Source organism: Streptomyces sp. NPDC127190 (genome assembly GCF_042672505.1).
Classification (GTDB): Bacteria; Actinomycetota; Actinomycetes; order Streptomycetales; family Streptomycetaceae; genus Streptomyces.
Genome location: NZ_JBHXVE010000022.1, coordinates 21,054 through 47,525 on the forward strand (window position 1 = coordinate 21,054; position 26,472 = coordinate 47,525).

General features: G+C 74.7%; 25 protein-coding genes. 13 read left to right on the top strand and 12 right to left on the bottom strand.

The window, feature by feature from the left end; all coding sequences use genetic code 11:
* Positions 1–11: 11 nt before the first annotated feature.
* From ACFVIU_RS28665 to ACFVIU_RS28675, 3 genes are all read right to left on the bottom strand, one after another.
* Positions 12–1,412: an NAD(P)/FAD-dependent oxidoreductase gene (locus ACFVIU_RS28665; protein ID WP_385846011.1), complete on the bottom strand. Its 1,401-nt coding sequence runs from the start codon at positions 1,410–1,412 to the stop codon at positions 12–14.
* 209 nt (positions 1,413–1,621) lie between these two features.
* Positions 1,622–2,560 carry a sigma-70 family RNA polymerase sigma factor gene (locus ACFVIU_RS28670; RefSeq protein ID WP_385846013.1) on the bottom strand — a complete coding sequence of 313 codons (939 nt, stop codon included), beginning with the start codon at positions 2,558–2,560 and terminating at the stop codon, positions 1,622–1,624.
* Positions 2,561–2,866: 306 nt separating this feature from the next.
* Complete coding sequence (locus tag ACFVIU_RS28675) at positions 2,867–4,057, bottom strand: NAD(P)/FAD-dependent oxidoreductase (protein ID WP_385846014.1); 1,191 nt, start codon at positions 4,055–4,057, stop codon at positions 2,867–2,869.
* Between the two features lie 227 nt (positions 4,058–4,284).
* Here ACFVIU_RS28675 and ACFVIU_RS28680 point away from each other — a divergent pair, with 227 nt between their 5' ends.
* The 4 genes from ACFVIU_RS28680 to ACFVIU_RS28695 all read left to right on the top strand — a co-directional run bounded on the left by ACFVIU_RS28680 (position 4,285) and on the right by ACFVIU_RS28695 (position 9,024).
* Positions 4,285–6,297, top strand: coding sequence for an ATP-binding cassette domain-containing protein (locus ACFVIU_RS28680; protein WP_385846015.1), 2,013 nt, complete (start codon positions 4,285–4,287; stop codon positions 6,295–6,297).
* Positions 6,298–6,466: 169 nt separating this feature from the next.
* Positions 6,467–7,279, top strand: coding sequence for a hypothetical protein (locus ACFVIU_RS28685; RefSeq protein WP_385846016.1), 813 nt, complete (start codon positions 6,467–6,469; stop codon positions 7,277–7,279).
* Between the two features lie 131 nt (positions 7,280–7,410).
* On the top strand, positions 7,411–7,770 hold the full coding sequence (locus ACFVIU_RS28690; protein WP_385846017.1) for a DUF488 domain-containing protein: 360 nt from the start codon (positions 7,411–7,413) through the stop codon (positions 7,768–7,770).
* A gap of 246 nt (positions 7,771–8,016) precedes the next feature.
* The gene (locus ACFVIU_RS28695) at positions 8,017–9,024 is read left to right on the top strand and encodes a hypothetical protein (RefSeq protein ID WP_385846019.1); all 1,008 of its coding nucleotides are present in this window, start codon (positions 8,017–8,019) and stop codon (positions 9,022–9,024) included.
* A gap of 20 nt (positions 9,025–9,044) precedes the next feature.
* Here the strand turns inward: ACFVIU_RS28695 and ACFVIU_RS28700 are convergent, their stop codons facing one another.
* The 4 genes from ACFVIU_RS28700 to ACFVIU_RS28715 all read right to left on the bottom strand — a co-directional run bounded on the left by ACFVIU_RS28700 (position 9,045) and on the right by ACFVIU_RS28715 (position 12,609).
* Positions 9,045–9,923, bottom strand: coding sequence for a GNAT family N-acetyltransferase (locus ACFVIU_RS28700; protein WP_385846020.1), 879 nt, complete (start codon positions 9,921–9,923; stop codon positions 9,045–9,047).
* Positions 9,924–9,965: 42 nt separating this feature from the next.
* Entirely contained in the window at positions 9,966–10,829 is an 864-nt protein-coding gene (locus ACFVIU_RS28705) for an esterase/lipase family protein (RefSeq protein ID WP_385846021.1), read from the bottom strand.
* A 153-nt stretch (positions 10,830–10,982) separates the two neighbouring features.
* On the bottom strand, positions 10,983–12,191 hold the full coding sequence (locus ACFVIU_RS28710; protein ID WP_385846022.1) for an MFS transporter: 1,209 nt from the start codon (positions 12,189–12,191) through the stop codon (positions 10,983–10,985).
* A gap of 31 nt (positions 12,192–12,222) precedes the next feature.
* Positions 12,223–12,609, bottom strand: a complete 387-nt coding sequence (locus ACFVIU_RS28715; protein ID WP_385846023.1) for a DUF190 domain-containing protein — start codon at positions 12,607–12,609, stop codon at positions 12,223–12,225.
* 242 nt (positions 12,610–12,851) lie between these two features.
* Here ACFVIU_RS28715 and ACFVIU_RS28720 point away from each other — a divergent pair, with 242 nt between their 5' ends.
* Positions 12,852–13,271: a CBS domain-containing protein gene (locus ACFVIU_RS28720; protein ID WP_385846024.1), complete on the top strand. Its 420-nt coding sequence runs from the start codon at positions 12,852–12,854 to the stop codon at positions 13,269–13,271.
* Between the two features lie 54 nt (positions 13,272–13,325).
* Here ACFVIU_RS28720 and ACFVIU_RS28725 read toward each other — a convergent pair whose 3' ends face one another.
* Positions 13,326–14,432, bottom strand: a complete 1,107-nt coding sequence (locus tag ACFVIU_RS28725; RefSeq protein WP_385846026.1) for a hypothetical protein — start codon at positions 14,430–14,432, stop codon at positions 13,326–13,328.
* Positions 14,433–14,629: 197 nt separating this feature from the next.
* Here ACFVIU_RS28725 and ACFVIU_RS28730 point away from each other — a divergent pair, with 197 nt between their 5' ends.
* The 4 genes from ACFVIU_RS28730 to ACFVIU_RS28745 all read left to right on the top strand — a co-directional run bounded on the left by ACFVIU_RS28730 (position 14,630) and on the right by ACFVIU_RS28745 (position 18,637).
* Positions 14,630–15,961: a phosphoribosyltransferase family protein gene (locus tag ACFVIU_RS28730; protein WP_385846027.1), complete on the top strand. Its 1,332-nt coding sequence runs from the start codon at positions 14,630–14,632 to the stop codon at positions 15,959–15,961.
* Positions 15,962–16,142: 181 nt separating this feature from the next.
* Positions 16,143–17,480, top strand: coding sequence for a jacalin-like lectin (locus ACFVIU_RS28735; protein WP_385846028.1), 1,338 nt, complete (start codon positions 16,143–16,145; stop codon positions 17,478–17,480).
* 93 nt (positions 17,481–17,573) lie between these two features.
* Entirely contained in the window at positions 17,574–17,921 is a 348-nt protein-coding gene (locus tag ACFVIU_RS28740) for a tetratricopeptide repeat protein (protein ID WP_385846134.1), read from the top strand.
* Positions 17,922–17,992: 71 nt separating this feature from the next.
* On the top strand, positions 17,993–18,637 hold the full coding sequence (locus ACFVIU_RS28745) for a peptide deformylase (protein WP_385846029.1): 645 nt from the start codon (positions 17,993–17,995) through the stop codon (positions 18,635–18,637).
* A 9-nt stretch (positions 18,638–18,646) separates the two neighbouring features.
* Here the strand turns inward: ACFVIU_RS28745 and ACFVIU_RS28750 are convergent, their stop codons facing one another.
* A complete protein-coding gene (locus tag ACFVIU_RS28750) occupies positions 18,647–20,077 on the bottom strand; it encodes a dihydrolipoyl dehydrogenase family protein (protein WP_385846030.1) in 1,431 nt (476 codons plus the stop codon).
* Between the two features lie 131 nt (positions 20,078–20,208).
* Between ACFVIU_RS28750 and trxA the strand changes: the two genes are divergently transcribed.
* Complete coding sequence (gene trxA, locus ACFVIU_RS28755) at positions 20,209–20,583, top strand: thioredoxin (protein WP_385846032.1); 375 nt, start codon at positions 20,209–20,211, stop codon at positions 20,581–20,583.
* Between the two features lie 54 nt (positions 20,584–20,637).
* On the opposite strand, the gene ACFVIU_RS28760 is transcribed toward trxA, so the two are convergent.
* A complete protein-coding gene (locus ACFVIU_RS28760) occupies positions 20,638–21,639 on the bottom strand; it encodes a LacI family DNA-binding transcriptional regulator (RefSeq protein WP_385846034.1) in 1,002 nt (333 codons plus the stop codon).
* 109 nt (positions 21,640–21,748) lie between these two features.
* A complete protein-coding gene (locus ACFVIU_RS28765) occupies positions 21,749–22,438 on the bottom strand; it encodes a TetR/AcrR family transcriptional regulator (RefSeq protein WP_385846035.1) in 690 nt (229 codons plus the stop codon).
* Between the two features lie 99 nt (positions 22,439–22,537).
* On the opposite strand from ACFVIU_RS28765, the gene ACFVIU_RS28770 reads away from it, so the two are divergent.
* Positions 22,538–23,101, top strand: a complete 564-nt coding sequence (locus ACFVIU_RS28770) for an NAD(P)H-dependent oxidoreductase (protein ID WP_385846037.1) — start codon at positions 22,538–22,540, stop codon at positions 23,099–23,101.
* A 66-nt stretch (positions 23,102–23,167) separates the two neighbouring features.
* On the opposite strand, the gene ACFVIU_RS28775 is transcribed toward ACFVIU_RS28770, so the two are convergent.
* Complete coding sequence (locus ACFVIU_RS28775) at positions 23,168–24,145, bottom strand: helix-turn-helix domain-containing protein (RefSeq protein WP_385846038.1); 978 nt, start codon at positions 24,143–24,145, stop codon at positions 23,168–23,170.
* Positions 24,146–24,201: 56 nt separating this feature from the next.
* Here ACFVIU_RS28775 and ACFVIU_RS28780 point away from each other — a divergent pair, with 56 nt between their 5' ends.
* On the top strand, positions 24,202–25,437 hold the full coding sequence (locus ACFVIU_RS28780) for an MFS transporter (protein WP_385846040.1): 1,236 nt from the start codon (positions 24,202–24,204) through the stop codon (positions 25,435–25,437).
* A gap of 35 nt (positions 25,438–25,472) precedes the next feature.
* The gene (locus ACFVIU_RS28785) at positions 25,473–26,468 is read left to right on the top strand and encodes an alpha/beta hydrolase (protein ID WP_385846041.1); all 996 of its coding nucleotides are present in this window, start codon (positions 25,473–25,475) and stop codon (positions 26,466–26,468) included.
* Positions 26,469–26,472 lie beyond the last annotated feature (4 nt).

Genomic DNA, 26,472 nt, shown 5'->3' on the forward strand with positions numbered 1-26,472 from the left:
GCGGCGGCGCCCTATCCCCGGCGCAGGCCCAGGCGGGGTTCCAGGGTCAGGCGCAGGCCGGCGATCGCCCGGTCGGGGGTGGTGGGCCAGGGGGTCAGCCGGCTCGCGCCGTGGCCTCCGAGGCCCACGCGCCGGTGGCCGGGCAGGGGGTCGCGCAGGGCGTGGAAGAGGCGGGGGACGGTGTCGTCCCGGCTGTCGTGGAGGTCTTCCACACCGGTGACGATGTTGAGGAACGACTCGTGCAGGCGCAGGGGCTGCTGGTCGCGGTGGCTGAGGTGCTGGGCGCGGCGGAAGTGGGCGTCGCGGCCCTGGTGGATGTCGTAGAAGGCGCCGACGAGGATGAGGAGGCGTTCGTAGGCGTGCTGGTAGGCGCCCTGGTGGAAGGCGGTGGCCTCGGCCTCGGTGGCTTCGTCGCGCAGGGCGGCGGCGATGGCCGCGGCGGAGAGCAGGCCGCTGTACATGGCGAGATGGACGCCGGTGGACAGCAGGGGGTCGAGGAAGCAGGCCGCGTCGCCGGCGGCGAACCAGCCCGGCCCGCCGAAGCGGTCGGCGGTGTAGGAGTAGTCGCTCTCCACCCGCAGCGCGGTGGTCTGTTCGGCGTCGGTCAGCAGGCGGGCCAGGGCGGGGGCGTGGAGCAGCCGGTCGGCGTAGAGCTGCTCGGTGCCGCCGAGCGCCTGCCGGGCCAGGGTGAAGGAGTGCTTGTCGGTGACCAGGCCGACGCTGAGGGTGCCGTCGTGCAGGGGGATGGCCCAGAACCAGCCGTGGTCGGGCAGGGAGTGCAGGCGGATCGCCCCGTCCGGCGCGTCCGCGGCAGGTGCGGCACCGCGCCAGTAGGTCCAGGTGGCGACGTTGCGGAAGGCGTCGTGGAACCGGCGTGTGTGTAAGTGCCGTGCGGTCACCAGCCCGGCGCGGCCGGAGGCGTCCACCAGGTACCGGAAGGCGATCCGGCCCTGCCGGCCGGCCCGGTCGGCCCAGGTGGCGGCGCTCGCCCGGCCGTCGGGGAGGTCGACGGCGCGGACCGCGGTCTCCTCGTGGGCCCGTACGCCCTGGCCGCGGGCGTGCTCCAGCAGGGCCTGGTCGAACTCCGCGCGGACGACCTGGAAGCTGTAGGGCGCGTCGGGCCCGAGGTCGTCGAAGGTCAGCTGCCACTGCTGGCCGCCCCAGTCGTAGTAGGCGCCCTGTTTGCGGACGAAGCCGCGTTCCTCGATGGTCTCCCGGGCGCCGAGCAGGTCCAGCAGGGGCAGCAGGGACGGCAGGAGGGACTCCCCGATGTGGTAGCGGGGGAAACGATCCTTTTCCAGCAGGGTGACGTCGAAGCCCTCGCGGGCGAGCAGCGCGGCCGCCGTCGCGCCGGCCGGGCCGCCGCCCACGACCAGCACGTCCGTCTCCTCCATCGGTGGTACGTCGGGCATGACGGCCTCCCCGGCTCGGGACTGCGTGACGCCGCCAGTGAACAGTCCCGCGCCGCCCGCCGGGAAGACCGCCTGCCGCCGGCAGCTGGCCGGTGCCCTCGGCCTCCGTGGCCTGGGCGGGCGCTGTACCGCTCGGCCTCCGCGCGACCACGCGATCGGTCTGCCGGCGCACCAGCAGGACCCAGGTCACCCGGGTGCGTCGGCCCCGCTCACCATGCGCTGACGACCGGCGCGTCGGCTCCGTGCTGCCGCCAGGCCGCGTCGAGGCGCGCGAGCCGGTGTGCGGCGGCGATGCCGTGCAGGGACGCGACCCTGCCGTCGCTGACGCCGAACGCCACGGCGCCCACGACCCGGTCGCCGACCACGGCGACGACGGCCGGGGAGCCGTTGACCAGCGCGGCGTGCAGCGCGACCGAGCCTCCGGCCAGCCGCCGTTTGGCCTCGGTGGGCTTGAAGCCGGCCCGCACGAAGGTGGCGACCCGCTCGCGCGTGGTGTACCGCAGCAGCCGCCTGGCCAGCCCGGCTCCGTCGGAGACCGCGGTCACGTCGTCGGTGAGCATCGCCACCAGCCGTTCGGTGCGTCCCGAGGTGGCGGCGGCGAGGAACTCCTCGACGATACGGCGCGCGGACGCGGCGTCCACCTCGCCGCCGCCCCGGCGCTCGGCGGCGACCCGGCGCCGGGCCCGGTGGGCGTGCTGCTGGCTCGCGGACGGGGTGATGTCGAGGATCGCGGCGATCTCGGCGTGGGGGTAGGAGAAGGCCTCGCGCAGGACGTACACGGCCCGCTCGACCGGCGAGAGGCGCTCCATGAGCATCAGGACCGCCAGGGACACCGACTCACGCTGCTCGAAGGTGTCGGCGGGGCCGAGCATCGGGTCGCCCTCGAGCAGCGGCTCGGGCAGCCAGTCCCCGGCGGCGCGCTCATGGCGCGCCTGCGCCGAACGGAGCCGGTCCAGACAGAGGTTGGTGACGACCTTGGTCAGCCACGCCTCCGGCACCTCGACCGTGGCGCGGTCGGCGGCCTGCCAGCGCAGGAACGCGTCCTGTACGGCGTCCTCGGCGTCGGCGGCCGAGCCGAGCAAACGGTAGGCGAGCGAGGCCAGTCGGCCCCGGCTGGCCTCGAACCGGTCGATGGCTGCGGTGTCCATGCGGTGCAGCCTACGGCCTCTCTTTCGGACCTTGCCGGCGTCGCGGGCCCTGGCACGCGCATCTGCCGCGTTGTCGTCCCTCGCCGACTCCCCCACACTCGGCTGCGCTCGCGCGGGGGACCCCCATCGCGTCGACTCGGTCCTCCGCCTTGCATCTGCACGCTCCCCCAAGCTCTCGACTCCTCCCCCACTCTCGGCTCCGCTCGAGCGGGGGGACCCCCATGAGCAGGGGGCACCCCCATGACCCCGCTCGGGTCGGCCAGAAAGGCACCGGCGCCGCAGCCGACCTGATCCGAAAGAAGGACCCTAGGCGGCGGCCCGCACCCCGGAGCGGTCGGGGGCGGTGGCCAGACGGCGCCTGCGCTTCGGCATGCCGAAGGTCGGGTGGGCGACGCTCCACCCGGATCCCTTGAGCACGCCCGACTTGAGGAACGCGGCGGTCCGGCCGCCCAGGTACCAGGACTTGGACCGGACGTCTCCGTCCACCATCTGGAAGATCGCGTCCCGCTGCCCGAGGCTGATGTGGTTGCCGTAGTACTTCAGCCCGACGGCCGGGACCTCGGCGCCCGTGAGGCGGGCGACGATCGCGGCGGTCGCCTGCATGCCGGTGTAGCCGGCCGAGGCGCAGGACATCGGCATCGGACGGCCGTTCTCGCCGATCGCGTGGGCGCAGTCGCCGGCCGCGTAGACGTCCGGGTGCGAGACCGAGCGCATGGAACGGTCGACGACGATCTGGCCGGTCTCGGCGACCTCCAGACCGGCGGCGGCCGCGAGGGAGTCCACGGCGAACCCGGCCGACCACACGGTCACGTCGGCCGGGAGCGACCTGCCGTCGGCGGCGATCGCCCGGTCCGGCTCGACGGCTTCGATGCCGGTGTGTTCGTGGACGGTGACGCCGAGCCGGTCGAAGGCCTGGCGCAGGTGCCGGCGGGCCCGCGGGGAGAGCCAGGCGCCCAACTCGCTGCGGGCGGCGAGCGCGACCGACAGGTCGGGCCGGGACTCGGCGAACTCGGTGGCGGTCTCGATGCCGGTCAGTCCCTCCCCGACGACGAGCACGGTGCCGCCGGGGCCCAGGCCGGCCAGGCGCTCGCGCAGCCGCAGCGCCGAGGAGCGGCCGGTCACGTCGTAGCCGTATTCGGCCACCCCGGGGACGCCGTGGCGGGCCACGGAGCTGCCGAGCGTCCAGAGCAGCGTGTCGTAGGCGAGTTCGCCGTCGCCGTCCTCGCCGGTCACCGCGACGGTCCTGCGCTCGGGGTCGACGCCGGTGACCCGCGCCAGGCGCAGCCGTACGCCGGTGCCCGCGAAGACGTCGGCGAGCCCCTGGAACGCGAGGTCCTGGCCGCTCGCGAGCTGGTGGAGCCGCATCCGCTCGACGAAGTCGGGCGCGGCGTTGACGACGGTGATCTCGGTGTCGGCCGGGGAGAGCCGTCGGGCCAGGCTGCCGGCGCTGAAGGCCCCGGCGTATCCGGCGCCGAGGACGACGATGCGGTGCTTCATGACGATCGCTCCTGTCTCGTTCGCGTGCCCGTTGAACGAGACGGCGGCCCCTTTCCTGACAGGGGCCCGATGTGATGCAGGTCACCGGACCGAGGGCGGTGACCGAGCCTTCGGCGGGCGCCCCGGGCAGCCGGGAGCCGGTGCGGCAGTTTGCCCGGATCCGGCCGTTACGGGCCACGGCAGGCGGTCGTTTCCTTGAGCGTTCGACGACCGGCGGGGAGGACAGAGTGAGCGAACGGACCGGGGACCAGCCTCCTGCGGCGCCGGCCGGGGTGCCGCGGCCGCGCGCCGAGGACCTGCCGTCGCCGCCCGCGACGATCGCGGCCATCGCGCAGCACGCGGACGACGGCGAGGAGATGGTCGAGGCCTGGTGGCTGCTGCACCAGGGCGCGTCCGCCCGCGCCGGCCTGGGGCAGATTCTGGCCGAACTGCCCCGCACGGTGCGGCGGGTGGGCGGCTTCGCATGGCGGGCGAGCCGGCCGGCCACCCTCGCCCTGGCGGTGCTCCAGACCGCCTCGGCCGTGATGTCCGCGTTCGGGCTCGTCGCCACGGTCGGGGTGGCCCAGCACATCCTCGCCGACGGCCCCACCCCCGAGCGGGTGCGCGCCGCCGTTCCGCAGCTGGTCCTGGTGGTCGTCGTCCTGTCGGTGCGCGCCCTGCTGGAGTACGGCGTCACCGTCGCCCAGGGCCGGCTGACGCCGCTGATCCGCGCCGCGCTGGAACGGGAGTTCTACCGGCTCACCTCGCATGTGAGGCTGGAGGCCGTGGACAGCCCGACCTGGCAGGACGACTGCTACCGGGCGCGGAACCAGGGGCTGCACTACGCACGGCAGATCGTCGGGCACGTGGTCACCCTCGCCTCTGCGGCGCTGGTGCTGATCGGCACCGCGAGCGTCCTCGCCGTCCTGCATCCGCTGCTGCTGGTCCTGCTCCCGCTGTCGGTGCTGCCGGTGGGCGCGGCGGCGGTGAAGTCGGCGAAGGCCCGCTTCCACAGTTTCCGCCGGTTCAACGAGATGTCCCGGCGCACCGAGGTGTTCTCCTGGCTGATGCTGGACCGGGACACCGCCGCGGAGCTGCGCTCCCACACCGCCCAGCAGGCGCTGCTGGACGAGCACGGCCGGCTCACCGAGCAGATCACCGCGGAGGACGTCCGGCTGAACCTCGCCGAGGCCCGGCTGTCGCTGATCGGCCGCAGCGCCGGCGGGATCGGGACGGGCGTCACCTACGTGGTGCTGGGCCTGATGCTGATCCACGGCTGGCTGCCGCTCGCCGCCGGTGCGGGTGCGGTGCTGGCGTTGCAGAGCGCCCGGTCCGCCATGACCCGGGTCGTGGACGTGGCCCACCTGCTGTACGAGACGAGCCTGTGGGTGGGCGACCTGCTGGAGCACCAGGAGCGCTGCCGCGGGGTCCTGCCGCGCCGGACCGGTGTGCAGGCCCCGCGGACGGTCGCGGCGATCACCTTCGACGACGTGCACTACACGTATCCCGGCAAGGACACGCCCGCGCTCGCCGGGATCAGCCTGACCCTGCGCGCCGGGCAGACCGTCGCGTTCGTCGGCGCGAACGGCTCGGGCAAGAGCACCTGCTCCAAGCTGCTGGCCGGCCTGTACGACCCCACCGAGGGCGAGATCCGCTGGGACGGGGTGCCGCTGACCCGGTACGACGCGGAGTCCGTCCAGGCCCGGGTCGCGTCCGTCCTCCAGGATCCGACGCGGTATCCGTTCTCCGCCCTGTCCAACATCACCGTCTCCCGCGGCACCCTCACCGAGGCGGATCCGGCCAGGGTCCTGGAGGCCGCCACCGCCTCGGGCGCGGACCGGGTGATCGCGTCCCTGCCCGGCACCTGGACCGCGACCCTGTCCAAGCGGTTCCGGGGCGGCCAGGAACTCTCGGCCGGCCAGTGGGCGAAGCTGGCCGTCGGCCGGGGCGAGTACAAGGACGGCCTGGTGCTGATCCTCGACGAGCCGACCGCGAGCATGGACCCGCGCGCCGAGCACGCCGTCTACCGGACCGTGCTGCGCGGCAAGCACCGCCCGGACCGCATCACCGTCCTGATCTCCCACCGCCTCGCCTCGGTCGTGGACTGCGACGCCATCTACGTCTTCGCCGACGGCAGGATCATCGAGGCGGGGACGCACGGCGAACTCATGGCACTCGGCGGCGAGTACGCGCAGATGTTCACCCTCCAGGCGGCCGCGTACCAGGCCGGCTCGTCCGCGGCGGCGGAGGCACCGGGGTGAGCGGCCCCGGCGGCCGGCGGGGCACGTGCGGCGAAATGTCTTGAACGTTCCGGAGTAGCGCGTTTGCGGGGTCCCGAGGTGTGGGAGGCCGAGACATGGCAAAGACGCCGAGGGGTTCTGCGGGAAGGGGTACGGCATGGCCGGGTCGGGCTCTGGGGGTACCGCGGGCGTGGCGAGCGGCAAGGCGCGGTTCGACGACATCTACGACCGGCCGGACCCCCGTGCCTATTTCGGACGCCTGGCCCCGCTGGAGTACGAGATCCCGCACCATGCCCAGCAGGTCTTCCGGCGGGCCGCGGCCGAACGGGCGGCGCTGGCCGACGGCCGGCCGCGCCCGCCGGCGGTGCTGGACGTCTGCTGCTCGTACGGGATCAACGCCGCGCTGCTCAACCACGACGTCACGCTGGCGGAGATGTACGAGCGGTACACCTCCCCCGATGTCGAGAAGCTGTCGACGGCCGAACTCGCGGCCCGGGACAAGGAGTTCTACGCCGAGCGGCGCCTTCCGGACGCCGTGGCGGTGGTCGGCCTGGACGTCTCGGCGCCCGCCGTCCGGTACGCGATCGAGGTGGGCCTGCTCGACGAGGGCTTCACCGACGACCTGGAGCAGGGCTCACCCGGGCCCGGGCTGGCGCGGGCGCTCCCGGAGGTCGGCCTCATCACGCTGACCGGCGGCGGCAGCTATGTCACCGCCCGGACGTTCACCGCGCTGCTGGAGGGGGCCCGCAGACCGGTGTGGGTCAGTGCGTTCGTGCTGCGGACGGTGTCGTACCACCCGATCGTGCGCACCCTGGCCGCGCACGGACTGGGCACCACGGTCGACGCCACCCGGACCTACCCCCAGCGTCTCTTCACCGACGAGCGGGAACAGCGGTATGCGATCGCCGCGGTGCGGGCGCTGGGCGGCGATCCCGCCGGGCGGGAGGCGGACGGCCGTTTCCACTGTCTGCACTACGAGTCCCGGCCGGACCTGCTGCGGTGAGACACCGGGCGGCGGCCGCTCCGCCGGGGGGCCGGGGCGCTCGCCCGATCGGGTGAGCCTCCGTTACGGCCGCGATGCCGACGGGAACCCGGTGCGGGCCGGGACGGCCGATCGCTCGGGAGGGTGTCGTCATGGCCCAGCACATCACCTGTCACCGGGTCTACGAGGAGACCTCGCCCAGGGACGGCAAGCGGATCCTCGTCGACCGTGTCTGGCCGCGCGGGATGCGCAAGGAGGACGCGCAGCTGGACGAGTGGCTGCGCGATGTGGCCCCGTCGACCGAGCTGCGCCGCTGGTACGGCCATGAGCCCGGCCGCTTCGCCGAGTTCCGCCGCCGCTATCTGGCCGAGCTGGAGGACTCCGGACACCGGGAGGCCGCCGAGCATCTGCGGGACCTCGCCGCCCAGGGCAGGGTCACGCTCCTGACCGCCACCAAGGACGTGGACCACAGCCAGGCCGCCGTACTCGCCGAATGGCTGGGCGGAGCCTGACCCTCGCCCCGCGGGCGGCCCCGGATGGCGCAGCGCGCCCGACCGGACGTACGGCACCCGGTGCCTGAGCCGTCCGTGGCACGGCAGGCCCCGGACCCGCGCTTTCGGCGGCGAGCCCGGCCGGCCGCGGGTGCCCGCGCCGACTGCCGTGGCAGCGGCGGGAGATGCGGGGGTGGGCGGTTGGGGGCACGGTGGGGGCTGTGCCGGACTCCGGCCGATCCCTCCCGAGCATCCGAAGGAACCTTGATGTCCGTAGCCACAGACCTGCTCGTCCCGGCGCTGCGCGAGGTCCGCGAGACCAAGGCGGCGCTTGCCGACCGCTTCAAGGCCCATCTCGCCGTCACCCCGCCCGGTGAACACCGGGACGTGCTGGAGCGCCGCCTCGGAGACGCCCGCGGCCATGTGTACCGCCTCGACGAACGCCTGGACGTGATCCAGCCCCGCGGCCTGGTGCAGAGCGTCCTGGGCGGCGCCTGGCAGCTCACCGGGCAGGCGGCCCGGCTGCCCTTCGACATGGCGGCGTCGGTCCCGGCGGCGGTGTTCCGCGGCCGCGGACCGGCCACCGAACTGCGGCTGCTGAAGAACGCCCAGGACGAGTACGCGGTCACCGCGCTGGCCCTCGTGGTGTGCCGGGCCGCCGAGCGCATCGCCCAGGAGACCGCGGACGGCGTCACGACGGAGCTGCTCGACGCCATCCGCCGGGACGACGAGGAGACGCTGGAGGAGCTGGCCCACGCGGTCGAACAGCACGCCGAGGCCGCGGTGGCGGCGACCGGGACCACGGCGGGGCCGGGCGTGGCCGGAGCCGCCCTGGCGGTGCGCGAGTGGAGCAGCTGGCTGCGGGAGACGGCCGAGCGCATGCCGGGCGCGGACCGGCTCCAGGGCGCCCCGCGCGGGGCCCTGATCAGCGAGGACCAGCTGCCGATCGCCGACTATCGCAGGCTCAGCACCAAGACGATCGTCGACCGGCTCCCCTACCTGCCGCAGACCGACCTGGCCATGGTCGGCGCCTACGAGCGGTCCCACGCGGGCCGCCCGGCCGTCCTGAGCCGGGTCGCCGCCCTGCTCGGTCCGGTGCCGTGGCCCGGCTACGACGGCATGACGGCGGAAGAGGTCGTCAAGCGGCTGAACGACGCCGGCCCCGGACACTGCCGGCGGGTGCTGGAGTACGAGCGGCGCCACCAGGGCCGTACCACCGTGCTCAAGGCCGCGGAGCGGGCCGTGGAGAGGACCACCGACCGGGTGCCCGCCTGACCGGCGGTACGGCCCGCACGTCACCCGGGCGGACCGGCGGCCGGGGGCTGCCGCAGCTGGTAGGTCCACAGCCGGTCCACGAGGGTGAAGCCGAAGGAGGCGAAGAGCCGGGCCGCGGCCTCGCGCTCCGGGGTGCCGTCGATGACGAGCGCGGCCTCGCAGGCGCCCTGCTCGGCCAGCAGGGCGAGGGCCTGGCCGAGCAGCCCGCGGCCGAGTCCCCGGCACCGGTGGGTGGGGCGGGTCTCGATCCAGTAGACGGTCGCGGTGCGGCCGGGACCGGTGCCGACCACGGCCTCCGCGACCGGCTCGGCTCCGTCGTGGACGATCAGCCGGTGTCCCGGCGGGACCTCGCAGGGCAGCACGTCGGCGACCGGTGTCACCGGCGACGGCACGGCCGGGAGCGTGCAGTGCATGTAGGCGCTCTGGCAGCGGCCGGTGAACCCGGCCGCCAGCAGGGCGTCATGGGTGGCGGCGCGACGCGTGCGGGGCAGGCCGCCCGGCCCCAGCGGACCCGGCGGGGCGGCGACGAACGCGTCGATCCGCGGGCAGTTGGCGAGTTCGGCCCGGGCGTGGCCGAGGAGAGCGCTCAGCACGGGCGGGTCCTCCCGGCCGTACGCCCAGCAGATGACGCCCGTACGGGCGTCCGTCCACGCCACGTAGCCGATGACCCCGCGGGGGCGGTGCCCGGCCTCGGCCAGGACGCCGACCCGCGGCGGGGCCGGTGCGGTCCAGCCGGCCAGGGCGGGCGGGCCGCGCCGCGCGGCGGCCAGCTGCTCCGCCGTGCACGGCCGCTGCCCGGGCAGCCGGTCCGCCGCGACCAGTGCGCACACGCCCGGCTCGTCCTCGGGGCGGTACGGGCGTACCAGCGTGCCGGGGTCGGGGCTGGGTGCAGGGGCCATGATGTCGGTCCGCGGGGCGCCGGCATGCCGGCGGCGGTGTGCTCACCGGCTCCGTTTCAGCGTCCTCCGGTTCCTCCCCGCTGTCACGCCTCCCCTCGCGCACCGGGGCGGAGACCCGGCGGTCACCGCGGCCCCGGCGGCGGTCAGCAGCGAGCGCATCTGCTCGATGACGGGCTGGTGCAGGGGCAGGGTCAGATGGCCCACCCCGGGCACGAGGACGTTGCGTGCCTCGAGGTCGGGATGGTCGATCCGGCCCCGGGCAGCGGGTACGACGGCCTCGTCCAGGTCGCTGTAGAAGGCCACGAACCGGGTGCGGCAGCCCGCGGCCGGCTCCGCGAGTTCGGCCAGGACGTCGCTGCCCGGCCGCAGCTGGCGCAGCAGTGGGTGGGGCGGTGCGAGCAGGGCGGTCGCCGTCCCGGTGTGCGGCGTCGCCAGGGTGATCAGCAGGGACACATACGCGTCACCGCCGAGCCGCTGCACGTAGTAGCGGGCGATCAGGCCGCCCAGGCTGTAGCCGATCAGGACCACGGACCGGCCGGTGCTGCGGGCGTGCGCCGCCTCGACCTGGTCGCCGAGCACCCGGGCCGCCGACCGGATGTCGGGGCTGAGCGCCTTGTAGTCGACCGGGACGAAGGGGCCCACGCCGCAGCCGTCCAGGCCGCGGTGGAGCGAGGAGACCACCCACTCGCGGTCGGCCAGACCGTGCACCAGAAGCACCGGGACGGTGCTGACGGGGTCGTCCGGTGGAGCGGTGGCGTCGGCCGCCCGGGCGGCGCGGGGGTGACCGAGCCAGCCGGTCAGTGTCCCGACGCCCTCCTCGGCGATGTCGAGCGGTAGCCGGGCGAGTCGTACCGCCGCGCGGCCGGCCTCGACACCGAGACCGAGCACCGGCGACAGGCCCGGCACGGACAGCTGCGTTTCGAAGGAAGTGCTCGTAGCGGCTCACCTCCTCGGTTACGCCCCGAGGTGCCCCCACCATGGCACGGAAAACGTGTGTCCGCCTCTTCAAGGCCCCGTACCTGGAGCGAAGGAAAGCCTGACGGCCTCGTCCCCGGCCGCTCAGCGGCGGCTCAGCTCGGTGACGGCCAGCAGGACCACGGCCACTGCCTGGACGGCGACGACCACCGTGATCAGCACGGGGATCGAATAGCCGTACAGGCCGCCGGTCAGCGCGCCGCCCGTCACGCTGGCCGCGCCCACCACGCCGGCGAACAGGCCGTACGCGGTGGCCCGCCGGCCGCTCGGCACCAGGTCGGCGACCGTGGCGCGCAGGACGGACTCCTGGATGCCCATGGCCGCGCCCCACACCAGCGATCCGGCCACCGCGACGGCGAGCGTGCCGGTGAAGCCCAGCGCGACCACGGCGACGGTCAGCACCGGCAGCACCACCAGGACGCGCGGGCCGACCCGGTCGTACAGCCAGCCCGTGGCCAGCGCGGCGACCGCGTCCACGGCCATCGCCGCCGCGTACAGCACGGGCACCCAGGCGGTGCTCAGCAGATGCCGTTGGACGAGGTGGTAGGAGAGCACGCCGAAGGTCGCGAACCCGGTCGTGGTGGCCGCCGTGAACGCGGCGTAGGTCCAGAAGGTCCTGGGCAGCCGCTCGCCCTGCTCCTCGGGCGGGGCGGCCGCCGCGGCCGTCAGCTCGCGCTCGTAGCCTTCCGGGTCCGGTACCCGGGCACGCAGCCGGAACAGCAGGCCCAGCACCGCGACCCCGGGTACGGCGAGGACGCCCAGCGCCGCGGCGTAGTCACCGCCGGTCAGCGCGAGCATGCCGGACACCAGCAACGGGCCGATCAGGGCGCCGATCTGGTCCATCGCCTCGTGGACGGCAAAGCCCCGCCCCCGCCCGGTGGCGGCGGTGGCGTGCGAGAGCAGCGTGTCCTTCGCGGGCGAGCGCACGGCCTTGCCGACCCGCTCGGCGATGACCAGCACGCAGGCGGCCCACAGCACTCCGGCCACGCCCAGGAGCGGCACGGAGACGACCGTCAGGGCGTACCCGGCGATCGCCAGGCCCCAGAAGCGGCGGGTGCGGTCCGCGAGCGGGCCGGAGACCAGCCGCAGCCCGAGCGCCGCCGCCTCCCCCGCGCCGGTGACCACCCCGACGACCAGGGCGGACGCGCCCAGCGAGGCCAGCAGCGGGCCGGTGATCGAGCGGGCGCCCTCGTACACGATGTCGGCGAGCAGGCTGACCGTGCCGAACCAGACCACGAACCGCCACGGCCCCATCCGCGCGGCCTCCCCCGTCCCGGGCCCGGACCGGTTCATGCCCCGGACGTCCCCGGCGGGCGCAGCCGGTTCACGCGTGCTTCCCCCGGCCCCCGGGCCGGCTCTTCGGCCCGGTCGTCGCCTCCCGGCCGACGTACCGGATGACCTCGCAGCCGTCGAGGACCACCAGCCCCGAGCCGACCAGCTCGTCGAGTTGCGGCAGAAAGTCCCGCACCCGCTCCTCGGTGTCCACGATCACGATCGCCACCGGCAGATCCTCGCTGAGCGACAGCAACCGCGAGGTGTGGATCAGGGAGGAGGCGCCGAAGCCCTCCACACCGCGGAACACCGAGGCACCGGCCAGCCCGGCCCGGTGTGCCCGGTGCACGATCTCGCTGTAGAGCGGCTTGTGGTGCCAGACGTCGTTCTCACCGATGAAGACCGTCACGCGCAGGGCATCGCCCGTAAGCCTTGTCACCGCTGCCTCCCGGCCACCGTCGCGGACGTCGCCGTCGCCGCGAACAGTACCGCCGCGGGGGCCGGGCGGCGAGCAGGGTGCCGCCGCCCCGCGGTACGGCCGTCCGGCGTGGCCCGGCACGTGTGCCGGGAGTGCGGGCGGCCGCCGGGCAACCCACACTGGTGCTGAGGAGTACCGGCCGGGGCGGGCCAGACTCCGCGGGCTCTCCCGGCGCGGACGAGCGACGCTCGAAGGAGACCGCCATGACCACCGCCCGGGAGATCATGCACACGGGTGCGGCCTGCGTCGCGGAGCGGGAGACGCTGGAGGCCGCCGCACGCAGGATGAAGGAGATGAACGTCGGCTCCCTTCCGATCTGCGGCCCCGACGACCGGCTGCACGGGATCGTCACCGACCGCGACATCGTGGTGAAGTGCGTCGCCAGGGGCAAGGACCCGAGGACCGTGACCGCGGGCCAGCTGGAGCAGGGCAAGCCGGTCACGATCGATGTCGGGGCCGACGCCGACCTTGTCCTCCGGGTCATGGAGAACCACAAGATCCGCCGGCTGCCGGTGATCGACAACCACCGGCTCGTCGGCATGATCAGCGAGGCGGACCTCGCCCGTCATCTGCCCGAGGGCCGGGTCGGTCACTTCGTCGAGGTGATCACCGCCGCGCCCTGACCGGGAGCGGCGCGCACGGCGCCGGCCGGTGACGTCAGGCACCGGCCCGCGACGTCAGGCGGCGGCCCGCGCGGGACCGGCGTAGCGCAGCAGGACCCCCACGCCCTCATGCAGCCGTACCCGCTGTTCGGGTACGACGACGAGTTCCGCCCTGGTCCCGACCAGGGCCCGGGTCAGGGCCGCGTCGGCCCGTTCCAGCTGCGGGTCGGTGATGCCGTACAAGCGCAACTCGGTGTCGGTGAAGGCCAGTTGGCTGGGTTCCGGGCCGATCCACAGGCGCAGCGGTGACTCGGGGTGGTCGTTGAGCAGCAGGGCTCTGACGCTGCCCCGCTGGAGCGCCGACACCGCCGCCCGGAAGCCCTCCGCGGCCGCTCCATGGCGGCCCCGCTGGGCGAGGAAGGCGTCGAGCAGGGCCCGGTCGTGCGCGGCCATGCGCTCGCCGAAGAGCTGCTCGAGCCGCTGCTCCAGCAGGGCGCGGCCCGGCTCGGACGCGCCGGCGCCCTCCACGGTCGTCACCTCGCCGCGCAGTGCCGGGGGCAGCCGGCGGACCAGGATGCCCCGGGCCCAGACGTCTCCGGCGACGACCACCGCCTCGGCGCCGATGCGCCGCGCATGGCCCTCCAGCTCGCCCCCGATCACCTCGGCCGCGTTCAGCCAGTCGGTCACTGGGACTTCCTCGTGCAGCCGGTGCCCGGGCCGCACCCTGGTCAGGGGCCAGCTGCCGGCCTCCGCGTCGATCCGTACGGTGCCGGGGGCCTCCGTGGAGTGACGGCCGCTGTAGTGCACATGCACGGCGAGGTACGGGATCCCGGGCGCGTGCTGGACGGCCAACGGCATGGCGTCGGGCAGCGTTCCGAAGTACGCCGTGTCCCGGGCCGGCGGTGTGGGCAGTTCGTCCAGCAGGGCCAGCCGTCCCCGGGCGGCGAACACGGCCTGCCCGTGGGTGCCGGGGACGTCCGTGTCGCTGCCCACGGTGCCCGCCACCGCGGTGACGGAGTCCGGGTCGGCCCCCTCGGCCAGCAGGGCGTCCCGCAGATGCCGGCGGCGCAGCTCCATGGCCGCGTCGGGATCGCCGACGGCGGTGTCGCGGGAGGTGTCCACATAGACGGACGCGAACGGACCGGGGTGCTTGTAGAGGGGTTCGAGGAACGACAGTCGCATGCTCACTCCCGGGTGAGGCGCTCCCTGTCCATGGTGCGCGTCCCGGCGCGCCGGGGCGACTCGGAAGATCACCTCGTGGCGCGGTGCAGATCACCTCCTGGCACGGTGCGGATCGTCTCCTGGCGCGGTGCGCGCCCCGCTTCCGCCGGGGCGACGATGGAGGTACGGACATTTCCTGGTGGCAGGGAGGCCGGATCGTGTTCTTCACCGATCGCCGGGACGCCGGCCGCCGGCTGGCCGCCCGGCTCGAACACCTGCGGGGTTCCGATGCCGTCGTGCTGGCGCTGCCCCGCGGCGGAGTCCCGGTCGGCGCGGAGATCGCCGAGGCGCTGGACGCACCGCTGGACGTGTGCCTGGTCCGGAAACTGGGCGTGCCGGTCCAGCCGGAGCTGGGCATGGGGGCCATCGGCGAGGGCGGCGTCCGGGTGATCAACGACGAGGTGGTCCGGCATGCGCGGGTCACCCCGGACCAGCTGGCCGAGGTCGAGGCGCGCGAGCAGGAGGTGCTGGCGCGCCGCGCCCGGCGCTATCGGGGCGACCGCGCACCGGTGCCGCTCACCGGCCGTACCGTCCTGGTCGTCGACGACGGGGTGGCCACCGGGTCGACGGCACGGGCGGCCTGCCGGATCGCACGCGCCCGCGGCGCCGCCCGGGTGGTGCTGGCCGTTCCGGTGGCACCGTACGACTGGACGGCGCGGCTGGGCGCGGACGCCGACGAGGGGGTGTGCCTGCACACCCCGGCGGAGTTCTACGCGATCGGGCAGTTCTACGCCGACTTCACCCAGACCGGCGACGACGAGGTGATCGCCTGCCTGGAGGACTCGTTCGCCCGCCGGGAAGGCACCCGCGGGGCCCGTCCGGGCCGCTCGGCGGTCCCCGGGGACCGGGAGGCGGAGGTGCGCGCGGGGCGGGCGGGCCTGCGGGGGCGGTTGACGGTGCCCGAGGGCGCGAGCGGGGTCGTGGTGTTCGCGCACGGCAGCGGCAGCAGCCGGCACAGTCCCCGCAACCGGTTCGTCGCGGACGTGCTGAACCGGGCGGGGCTGGGCACCCTGCTGTTCGACCTGCTGACCGAGGAGGAGGAGACCGACCGGGCCAACGTCTTCGACACCGGGCTGCTCGCCGGGCGGCTCACCGAAGCCACCGGCTGGCTGCGCGAGCAGCCCGAGGCGGCGGGGCTGGCCGTGGGTTACTTCGGTGCCAGCACCGGTGCCGCCGCGGCGCTCTGGGCCGCCGCCGAGCCGGAGGCGCGGATCGGCGCGGTGGTCTCCCGCGGCGGCAGGCCCGATCTCGCCGGGCCGCGGCTGCCGGCCGTGACCGCGCCCACGCTGCTGATCGTGGGGGGCCGCGACGAGCTGGTCCTCGACCTCAACCGCGAGGCCCAGGCCCGGCTGCGGTGCGAGAACCGGCTCGCGGTCGTACCCGGCGCCACCCACCTCTTCGAGGAGCCCGGCACCCTGGAGCAGGCCGCCGGCCTCGCCCGCGACTGGTTCACCGACCACATGGCACCCCACCACGCGGCGGCCCGCTGAGCGCACCCCGGCCGGTCGGCCGGTGGCGCCCGCGGGGACGGCGGGGCGTACGGGCGGCAACGGCTCCGGTCCGGCCGGTGAACTTTTCCTCACCCTTGGCCGAACCGGCGCACGAAGCAGCGTTACCGGCGGTAAGTTGCTGCCGCCCGCTCCCCTTGACGCCCCCTCAGGAGGCCAGCCCGTGCGCCGTCTTCTGCTCTGCCTCACGGTCGCGGCCGCCGCGTTCGGCGGATTCACCGCCCCCGCGGCCGCCCAGACCGCCCCCGACGGAACCTCCGGGACGTTCAGCGTCCTCTCCTACAACGTGGCGGGGCTGCCGGAGGGCCTCTCCAGTGCCCCCACGCCGCGCGCGCCGAGCACGACCGCGATAGGCGCCCGGATCGGCGCCTACGACGTGGTCAACGTCCAGGAGGACTTCAACTACCACTCCAATCTCTACGCCTCCGACACCCACCCCTACCGCACCCCCACCAGCGGCGGAGCCGGTATCGGCAGCGGTCTCAACACCCTGTCGGACCTCCCCTACGACACCGACGACTTCGAGCGGGTGCACTGGAACTCCTGCCAGGTGGACTCCGGCGACTGCCTCACCCCCAAGGGCTTCACCTTCCTGCGCGAGCGCCTGGCGGAGGGCGTGTACGTCGACTTCTACAACCTCCACACCAACGCCGGCACCAACGACGGGGACCTGGCCTCGCGCGCCGACAACCTCAGCCAGCTGACCACGTTCATCAAGACCCACTCCGCCGGGAACGCCGTCGTGGTCATGGGCGACACCAACACCCGCTACACGCGCGCCGGCGACACCATCGGCGAGTTCGCCCGGGACAACGGCCTCACCGACGCCTGGGTCCGGCTCGAACGCGGCGGCACCCCGCCCGCCAAGGGCTCCGACCCGCTGCTGTGCGACGAGAACGCGATCACGAACACCTGCGAGGTCGTCGACAAGGTCCTCTACCGCGGCAACCGGCTCGTCTCGCTCGACGCCACGGCGTACGACAACAAGCACGCCGGCTTCCTCACCGGCGACGGGCTCATGCTGTCCGACCACGACCCGATCGCGGTGTCCTTCGGCTGGTCGCGCAATCCGGACCTCCAGCTCAGCGACCAGTTCGGCGGCCCGCACGGCGACTACTTCACCGACATCGCGACCGTGCCCGCCACCAGCGCGCCGGCGACCCTCTCACTGCGCAGCGGCGCGCGCGTCGACGGCGTCGGCATCACGTACGGCGACGGTACGGCCGTGACGCACGGCGGCACCGGCGGCACGGCCTCGTCGCTCACCCTGGGCAGCGGGGAGTACGTCACCTCCGCCCGGCTGTGCGAGGGGCAGAAGGACGGCCACAGCCGCATCTTCTCCGCCGCCTTCACCACGAACCTGGGCCGCGTCCTCTCCGGCGGCACCACCACGTCCGACTGCGTGACCCGGACCGCCCCCTCCGGCTGGCAGATCGCCGGCTTCCACGGCCGCTCGGGCGACGAGATCGACAAGCTCGGCTTCGTCTACACCAGGCACTGACCCCGCCCAGGCGGCCGGCACGGCGGAGTAGTGGAATATTGAACAACTCTGCTCCGTTGTGGCCGTCGAAGGAGGTCACCAGTGGAGACGCGAGTGGAGAACACGTACTACGACCACGGGACGGCGGCCGAGCGCTGGACGCGCGCGCAGCTGTTCTTCGAGGCCAGGGACTACGCCGGGGCGGCGCGGGTGCTGGCCGGGCTGGTCGAGGAGGTGCCGGAGCAGACCGCTCCGCGGCTGCTGCTGGCCCGCGCCTACTACCACTCCGCCCAACTGCGGCGCGCCGAGGCCGAGTTGCGGATCATCGTCGAGCGCGACCCGGTGGAGCAGTACGCCCGGCTGATGCTGGGGCGCACGCTCCAGCGGCAGGCACGGCACGAGGAGGCCGAGCAGCATCTGCGGATCGCCGGAGCGCTCGCGGGTGAGTTCCCGGAGCGGTGAGCCGGGCGGTGCCCCCGTGCCCGCGGGGGCACCGCGGTGTCGTCTACCCCGTGTCATGGCATCCTGACCCGATGGCAGCCACCCGTGATCACGCACCGCTCGCCGAGCGGGTCGAGGAACTCCTCGCCGCCGGCGGCCCCCTGCCCATCGTCGCCGCCGGTCAGCCCGTGCTGCGGCGCGCCACCGAACCGTACGACGGCCAGCTCGGCCCCGCCCTGCTGGCCCGCTTCATCGAGGCGCTGCGCCTCACCATGCACGCCGCCCCGGGCGTGGGCCTCGCCGCGCCGCAGGTCGGCGTGGAGCTGCGGATCGCGGTCCTGGAGGACCCGGCGCCGGTGCCGGAGGAGGTCGCGGCGGCCCGGGGCCGGGTGCCGCAGCCGTTCCGCGTCCTGGTCAACCCCTCCTACGAACCCGTCGGGACCGCCCGCGCCGCGTTCTTCGAGGGCTGCCTGAGCGTGCCGGGCTGGCAGGCCGTGGTGGCCCGGCACGCCGAGGTGCGGCTGCGCGGCAGCGACGAGCGGGGCCGCGCGCTGGACGAGGTGGTCGCGGGCTGGCCGGCCCGGATCGTCCAGCACGAGACCGACCACCTCGACGGCACCCTGTATCTGGACCGCGCCGAGCTGCGCTCGCTGTCCACGAACGAGGCCGTGGCGGCGCTGTGGGCACAGCCCGCGCCGCGCGCGCCCGCGGCCGCGCTCGGCTTCGAACTGCCCTGACCTGGAAGGTCAGTTGTCCCGGTACGCCTCCAGCAGGCGCAGCCACACCTCGCTGAGGGTCGGGTAGGACGGGACGGCGTGCCACAGCCGGTCGACCGGGACACGGCCCGCGACCGCGACGGTCGCGGAGTGGATCAGCTCGCCGACGCCCGGGCCGACGAAGGTGACCCCGCGCAGGATCTCCTCCTCCAGGTCCACGACCATCCGGGCCCGGCCCTGGTAGCCGTCGCCGTAGAGCCCCGCGCCCGCGACGGAGGAGAACGCGACGTCGACGGCGCGGACCCGGTGGCCCGCCTGTTCCGCCTCGGCGAGGGAGAGGCCCACGGCGGCGGCCTCGGGGTCGGTGAAGACGACCTGGGGTACGGCGCTGCCGTCGGCGGTGGCGACGTGCGCGCCCCAGGGTTCGTCCAGGAGCGGGCCGCCGGCCGCGCGGGCGGCGATGGCGGCGCCCGCGATCCGGGCCTGGTACTTCCCCTGGTGGGTGAGGAGGGCGCGGTGGTTGACGTCGCCGACCGCGTACAGCCAGTCGGTGCCGGTGACCCTCAGGGTGTCGTCGACGTCCAGCCAGGAGCCCGGTTCCAGGCCGACGGTGTCCAGGCCGAGGTCGTCGGTCTGCGGGACCCGGCCGGTGGCGAAGAGGATCTCGTCGGCCTCGATCCGGTCGCCGCCGACGGTGACCGCGACGACGGTGCCGTTCTCGCGGCGCACGGACTCCACGGTGGTGCCGGTGCGGATGTCGGCGCCGGCCTCGGCGAGGGACTCGGCGACCAGTTCCCCGGCGAACGGCTCCATGCGGTTCAGCAGGCCCTTGCCGCGCACCAGCAGGGTGACCCGGGAGCCGAGGGCCTGCCAGGCGGTGGCCATCTCGGTGGCGACGACTCCGCCGCCCACGACGATCAGCCGGGCCGGTGCCGCCTGGGCGCTGGTGGCCTCGCGGCTGGTCCAGGGCCGCACCTCGGCGAGACCGGGCAGGTCGGGCAGCTGGGCGCGGGTGCCGGTGCAGACGGCGACGGCGTGGCGGGCGGTGAGGGTGGTCACCGTGCCGTCGGGAGCGGTCACGGTGACGGTGCGCGGGCCGGCGAGTCGCCCGTGGCCCCGGTACAGGGAGGCGCCGATGCCGTCCAGCCAGCGGACCTGGCCGTCGTCCCGCCAGTGCGAGGCGTACTCGTCGCGGCGGGCGAGAACGGCGGGCGTGTCCAGCGGGCCCTGGACCGCGGGGGCCAGGCCGGGCAGGCGGCGGGCGTCGGCCCGGGCGATGACCGGGCGGAGCAGCGCCTTGCTCGGCATGCACGCCCAGTACGAGCACTCGCCGCCGACCCGTTCGCTCTCCACGACCGCGGTGGTGAGTCCGGCCGCGCGGGTGCGGTCGGCGACGTTCTCCCCCACGGGTCCGGCTCCGAGCACCACGACGTCGTACGCGATGGATTCCGTTTCCGTCATGGGGTCAGTCTGGTGGCTGGTGTGCGCGGAGGCCACAGGGGGTACGCGCCCGGGGCGCCCCGGAATAGGCCGTCGCACGGCCGTGTTTCCGCCGTCGGCAGAGCCCCATACCAGGAAGAGGGAAGCAGGCCATGAGCAGCACCGTTGAGCTGACCAAGGAGAACTTCGACCAGACGGTCGAGAAGAACGGCTTCGTCCTCATCGACTTCTGGGCAGAGTGGTGCGGCCCGTGCCGGCAGTTCGCGCCGGTCTACGAGAAGGCCGCCGCGGACAACCCGGACCTGGTCTTCGGCAAGGTGGACACCGAGGCCCAGCCGGAGCTGGCCGCGGCCTTCGGCATCCAGTCGATCCCGACACTGATGATCGTCCGGGACAAGGTGGCGATCTTCGCCCAGCCCGGCGCCCTCCCCGAACCCGCCCTCGCGGACGTGATCAGCCAGGCCCGCGGCCTGGACATGGACGAGGTCCGCCGGAGCATCGCGGCCCAGGAGGCCCAGGGCGAGTAACCGCTCCGCGGTGGGGCTCGGTGGTGCGCACAGGGCCCCGGGAGCTGGTCCAGGTCAGGTGGAGTCGCGGTGGATGAGGGAGGCGCCCAGGACCTTGTGGGTTTCCGGGTCGCCCCCCGGGTCGCGGACCGCGCGGTCGACCAGTTCGGCGAGGTCGCGTGCCGACGGAAGCTCGACCTGGACCGTGCTGAGCCGGGGCCGCAGCAGCCGGCCCAGCATGAGGTCGTCGGCGCCGATGACGGCGACGTCCTCGGGGATGCGTACGCCCTCGTCCTGAAGGGCACGCATGAGCAGCATCGCGTACTCGTCGTTGTAGGCGAACACCGCGTCCAGGCCCGACTCGGACCAGCGGGCGGCGAGTGCGGCGGCGGACCGCTCGGTGTACGCGAGCGGCAGCACGGTCACGGTCGCGTCCGTGTCGTGCAGCGCCTGACGCACGCCCGCGAGCCGGGGCTCCGAGTACGCCTCCAGGCCGGGCTCCTCGGGCATCACGACCCCGATCCGCCGTCTGCCCCGCCGGTACAGGTGGGTGGCCGCGGTGTGGCCGACGGCGGTGTGGTCCATCAGCAGGGCGTGGGCGCCGTCGACCCGGGCGGGGCCGAGGGTGACCACGGCCCGGGCGCCGGAGCGCTTGAGGACGGCGACGCCCTGCGGGCCGAGTCCGGTACCGGGCACCAGGACGGCGACCGGCCGCAGCTCCGCCCAGGCACGGGCGGCCTCGTCGCCCTGGAGGCCGACGGTGCCGTACTGGACGACGGTGTAGTCGAGGCGGCCGAGGGCCCACTGGAGTTCGTTGAGGAACGTGCTGTAGAGGGGGCCCGCCGGGATCGCGGGGGCGGGCATGACGACCATCCGGCTGTGCCCGGCGCGCAGGCTGCGGGCGGCCGCGTGCGGCACGTACCCCAGTTCCCGCGCGGCCTCGTGCACCCGGCGGCGGGTGGCTTCGCTGATCCGGACCGCGCTGGTGTTGTTGAGGACGTAGGACACGGTCGCGCGCGAGACGCCGGCCAGCCGGGCCACGTCGGCGCTCGTGGGCGTGTTCGGTATCTGCACCATGACAGAGCGCATCTTGGCAGAGCGCCGGACGCCCGCCGCGGGCGGGGGAACGTGGTCCGGAATTGGACGAACCGGTTCTGTGTCCGGCCCGACCGGTCCGGCGTCCGGCTCAGTGGAGCGGCTGAGTGCCGGTCACCCGGGCGACCAGGTCGAACCAGCCCTGCTCCAGCCGTTCCATGGGCATGCCGCACTGGCGGGTCAGATGGTGGATGAGGCCGGGGTCCAGCGCCGCCAGCAGGGTGTGGGACAGCAGATCGCAGTCGCCGTCCGGCACCAGCTCGCGCAGCAGCATGGTCACATGGGTGCGCAGCGCCTGGAAGGCGGGGTGGGCGTACCGGCGGGCGGGCTCCGGCTGGGCGGCCAGCTCCAGGTCGAGCGCCTCGGCCGAGCGGTAGAGCACGGCCACGCCGAACGCCCGCAGCCGCTCCAGGGGCGGCGCGCCGGGGCCCAGCGGCGGCGGGCCGCTCAGGAAGTCGGACTGGAGCTGGCGGGCGGAGTGGTCGAGCAGCGCCATCAGCAGACCGGTGCGGTCGCCGAAGCGGCGGAAGACCGTGCCCTTGCCGACCTGGGCGGCGGTGGCGACCGCCTCCATGGTCACCCCGGCCACTCCGTGTTCCGCGATGAGCCGGGAGGCGGCGTCCAGCAGCCTGGCCCGGTTGCGGGCCGCGTCGGCGCGCAGGCAGGGCTCGTCGGCGGCCGTGCCGATGTCGAGCAGGGCGGGCTCCTCTTGGGGCCCGAGGGGCTCACGGGGCTCCGGGCAGGGGGGCAGGAGGCTGGACATGGAGCCAGCGTAAAGCATCGGGAAGAAAACTGGACCGCGGTCCGTTTAGGATGGTACACAGTTAACCGGACCCCGGTCCGGATTGTGACCGCGATGTTTCAGCCTCTTGGAGTACCCATGTCCGTTCGCATCCTCGCGCTCGTCGGCAGCCTCCGCGCCGGCTCCCACAACCGCCAGCTCGCCGAGGCGGCCGCCAAGCTCGCTCCGGAGGGCGCCGAGGTCGTGCTCTTCGAGGGCCTGGCCGACGTGCCGTTCTACAACGAGGACATCGACGTCGAGTGCGCCGTTCCGGCCGCCGCCGCCGCGCTGCGCGAGGCCGCCCAGGCCGCCGACGCGTTCCTGTTCTTCTCGCCCGAGTACAACGGCACCATCCCGGCCGTCCTGAAGAACGCCATCGACTGGCTGTCCCGCCCGTACGGCGCCGGCGCCTTCGGCGGCAAGCCCGTCGCCGTGGTCGGCACCGCCTTCGGCCAGTACGGCGGCGTGTGGGCGCAGGACGACACCCGCAAGGCCGTGGGCATCGCCGGCGGCAAGGTGATCGAGGACATCAAGCTGTCCATCCCCGGCTCCATGACCCGTTTCGCCGAGACCCACCCGTCCGAGGACGCCGAGGTCGCCGCCCAGCTGACCGAGGTCGTGGCCCGGCTGCACGGCACCATCGCCGAGGCCGCGGCCGCCTGAGCCGCACCCGCACCACGAAGGGGCCGGAGTTTCTCCGGCCCCTTCGCCGTGTCCGCGCCCTCCCGGTCACCCCGCGACGAGCCGCTCCCCGAGCGGGCTGCGGCGGTAGAGCACCCGTCTGCCGTCCCTGGCGCGGGTGAGCAGACCGGTGTCGTACAGCACCCGCAGATGCTGCGAGACGGCGCTCGGGGTCACCCCCAGCCGACGGGCCAGCTCGACGGTGGGCAGGGGCTCGGCGAGCAGCCGCAGCAGGGTCGTCCTGGGCGCGCCGAGCAGGGCGGTCAGGGGGGACGCCTCGGGCGCGGGCGGCGCTTCCCACAGGGTGGCCGTGCCCCGGCCCGGGTAGGCCAGCATCGGCGCGGCGTCGGCGCTGATCGGCGGCGCCGGCTTGTGCGCGAACACCGACGGGACCAGCCGCAGCCCCCGCCCGTCCGCGGCCACCGTGTGTCGGCCGATCATCTTGTCCACCGTCAGCATTCCGTCGCGCCAGCGCAGGTGGGGGTGGAGACCGGCGAAGAGGGCGCACGCGCCGCCGGTGGCCAGCTGTCCCGCCCGGTAGGTGATGTCGGCCTCCAGCACCAGCCGGATCCGCGGCCAGTACGGCAGCAGCGCCGTCTCCCAGTAGCGGCGCAGCACCGCGCAGAGCGTGTCGAGCAGGTCCAGGACGGGCCCGTCGCCGGGTGCGGCGGCCTGCCGCAGGGGCTCGGGCAGCGGGTGTGGCGCGTGGGCGGCGCGCAGATCGTGCCGTACGGTCCGCGCGGGTGTGGCCCGTACGACGGCCAGCTCCTCGTCGAACGAGGGGGCGTACGCGGCGGGCCGGGGGGTGAGGAAGTCGGGCAGCGCCAGAGTGGCGCCGACCAGCGCGGACAGCAGGGGCCGGTCGGCGGGGGCGAGCGCGCCGAGCACGGTACGGCGCCAGTCGCGGTGCAGCGGGTGCAGGCCGGGGGCGCGCAGCACCCGCAGACTCTCCATGAGCTGGCCGAGCGGGGAGATCGCGAACCGGGTGTCGGCGAGGTCGTCCACCCCGAGCAGGATGCCGATCATTCAGCCCCCGGCTACATCGTTGGGCAACGGCCGGCGTGGGACGTGGACTTGCGCCTATGACGGATCATCACACCGGGCAGGGTACCGCGCTGCCGCCGGGCGTCTCCCGGCTCGTCCCGCTGCTGGCGCTCGCCTGCGGGGTGGCCGTCGGCAACGTCTACTTCCCGCAGGCGATCGTGCCGCTCGCGGCGGCCGGCCTCGGCGTCTCTGCGGACGCGGCGGCCGGGGCGGTGACCGCCACCCAGTTCGGCTACGCGGCGGGGATCTTCCTGCTGGTCCCGCTCGGCGACCGGCTGCGGCCCCGCCCGCTGCTCGTCGCGCTGCTCGTGCTCACCGGTCTCGGGCTGTGCGCCGCTGCCGCCGCGCCCGCGCTGCCGCAGCTGCTCGCGGCGAGCGCGCTCACCGGGGCGAGCACCGTGATCGCCCCGCTCGCCGGGCCGCTGACGGCGGGCCTGGTGCCGGCCGAGCGGCGGGGCGTGGCCGGCGGCACGCTGCTGAGCGGGTCCCTCGCGGGCATGCTGCTGTCCCGCACGGCCGGGGGCGCCCTCGGCGAGCAGCTGGGCTGGCGGGCGCCGTACCTCCTGGCCGCCCTGCTCACCCTCGCGGTCGCCGGGCTGCTCGCCCGCGCGCTGCCGGACCGGGAGCCGCCGTCCCGGCAGCGGTATCCGCGGCTGCTGGCCGAGCCGCTGCGGCTGCTGCGCACCGAACCGGCCCTGCGCCGCTCCTGCTGCTACCAGACCGCCGTCTTCGCCGCCTTCTCCGCCGCGTGGACCGGACTGCCGCTGCTGCTCACCGGCCCCCGGTACGGGTTCGGCGCGGCCGCCGTCGGGGGGTTCGCGCTGGTCAACGCGGTCACCATGGTCGTCACCCCGTATGCGGGCCGGCGGGTGGACCGGCGTGGCCCGGACGCGGTGAACCTGGTCTGCTTCCTGCTGGTCACCGCCTCCGCCGGGCTGCTCGCCCTGGGCGGTCTCGGCGGGGCGCCCGGGCTCGCGGCCCTGGCCGGGGGCACGCTGCTGCTGGACATCGGCATGCAGTCCGGGATGGTCGCCAACCAGGTGCGGGTGTACGGCCTCGGCGCCGGCGTCCGCAGCCGGCTCAACACCGCCTACATGACCTGCGCCTATCTGGGCGGCAGCCTGGGCTCCTGGCTGGGCACCCGGGCCTTCGCCCAGTACGGCTGGACCGGCGTGTGCGGCCTGGTCGCACTCCTGACCCTGGTGGCCCTGAGCCGGCAGCTGACGGGGTATGCAACCGGTGCCCGGTCGTGCCGGACGGGTGTGCCGGGGTGACCGGTGCTGTCGGAGGAGCTCTGTAAGGAGAAGCGATGTCCCTGGTCCCGCCGCCGTTCGACGCGGAACTGGCCGCCGTGCTGGAGCGGTCCGAGGACGCGTTGGCGCCCGGCTTCACCCGGGACGACCTCGCGGCCGCCCGCCGGGCCACGGGCCCCGAGCTGCTCGCGCTGGTCGACGTCACCCTGGACGGCGCCTTCACGGCCCGGGACCGCACGGTGCCCGGCCCGCCGGGCGCCCCGGACGTCTCCCTGCTGCTGTGCCGTCCCGCCGCCGGCGCGCCCGCCGCCCCGCTGCCGGTGCTCTACCACGTGCACGGCGGCGGCATGATGCTCGGCACCAACCGGGCCGGTGTCGAGGTGCCCCTGGCCTGGGCCCGGGAACTCGGCGCGGTGGTGGTGTCGGTGGAGTACCGGCTCGCCCCCGAGCACCCGCATCCGGCGCCGGTCGAGGACGTGTACGCGGGCCTGGTGTGGACCGCCCGGCACGCCCGGGAGATCGGCGGCGACCCGGACCGGATCGTCGTCGTGGGCGCCAGCGCGGGCGGCGGACTGGCCGCGGCGGCCGCCCTGCTCGCCCGGGACCGCAACGGCCCCCGCCTGCTGGGCCAGTTGCTGATGGGCCCGATGCTCGACGACCGCAACGACACCGTCTCCAGCCGGCAGATGGCGGGCCGGGGCGTCTGGGACCGCACCGCCAACGAGACCGGCTGGACGGCGCTGCTGGGCGAGAGCCGGGGCGGCCCGGACGTGTCCCCCTACGCCGCGCCGGCCCGCGCCACCGATCTGTCCGGGCTGCCCCCGGCCTATCTGGACGTCGGCTCGGCGGAGACCTTCCGGGACGAGGTGGTCGCCTACGCCTCGCGCCTGTGGCAGTGCGGCGGCGCGGCCGAACTCCACGTCTGGCCGGGCGGCTTCCACGGCTTCGACACCCTCGCCCCCGAAGCGGCCCTCTCCCGCTCGGCCCGGACGGCCCGCCGGGACTGGCTGCGCCGGCTGGTGCGGGAGCCCGTACCGCCGGGACCCCACTGACGTT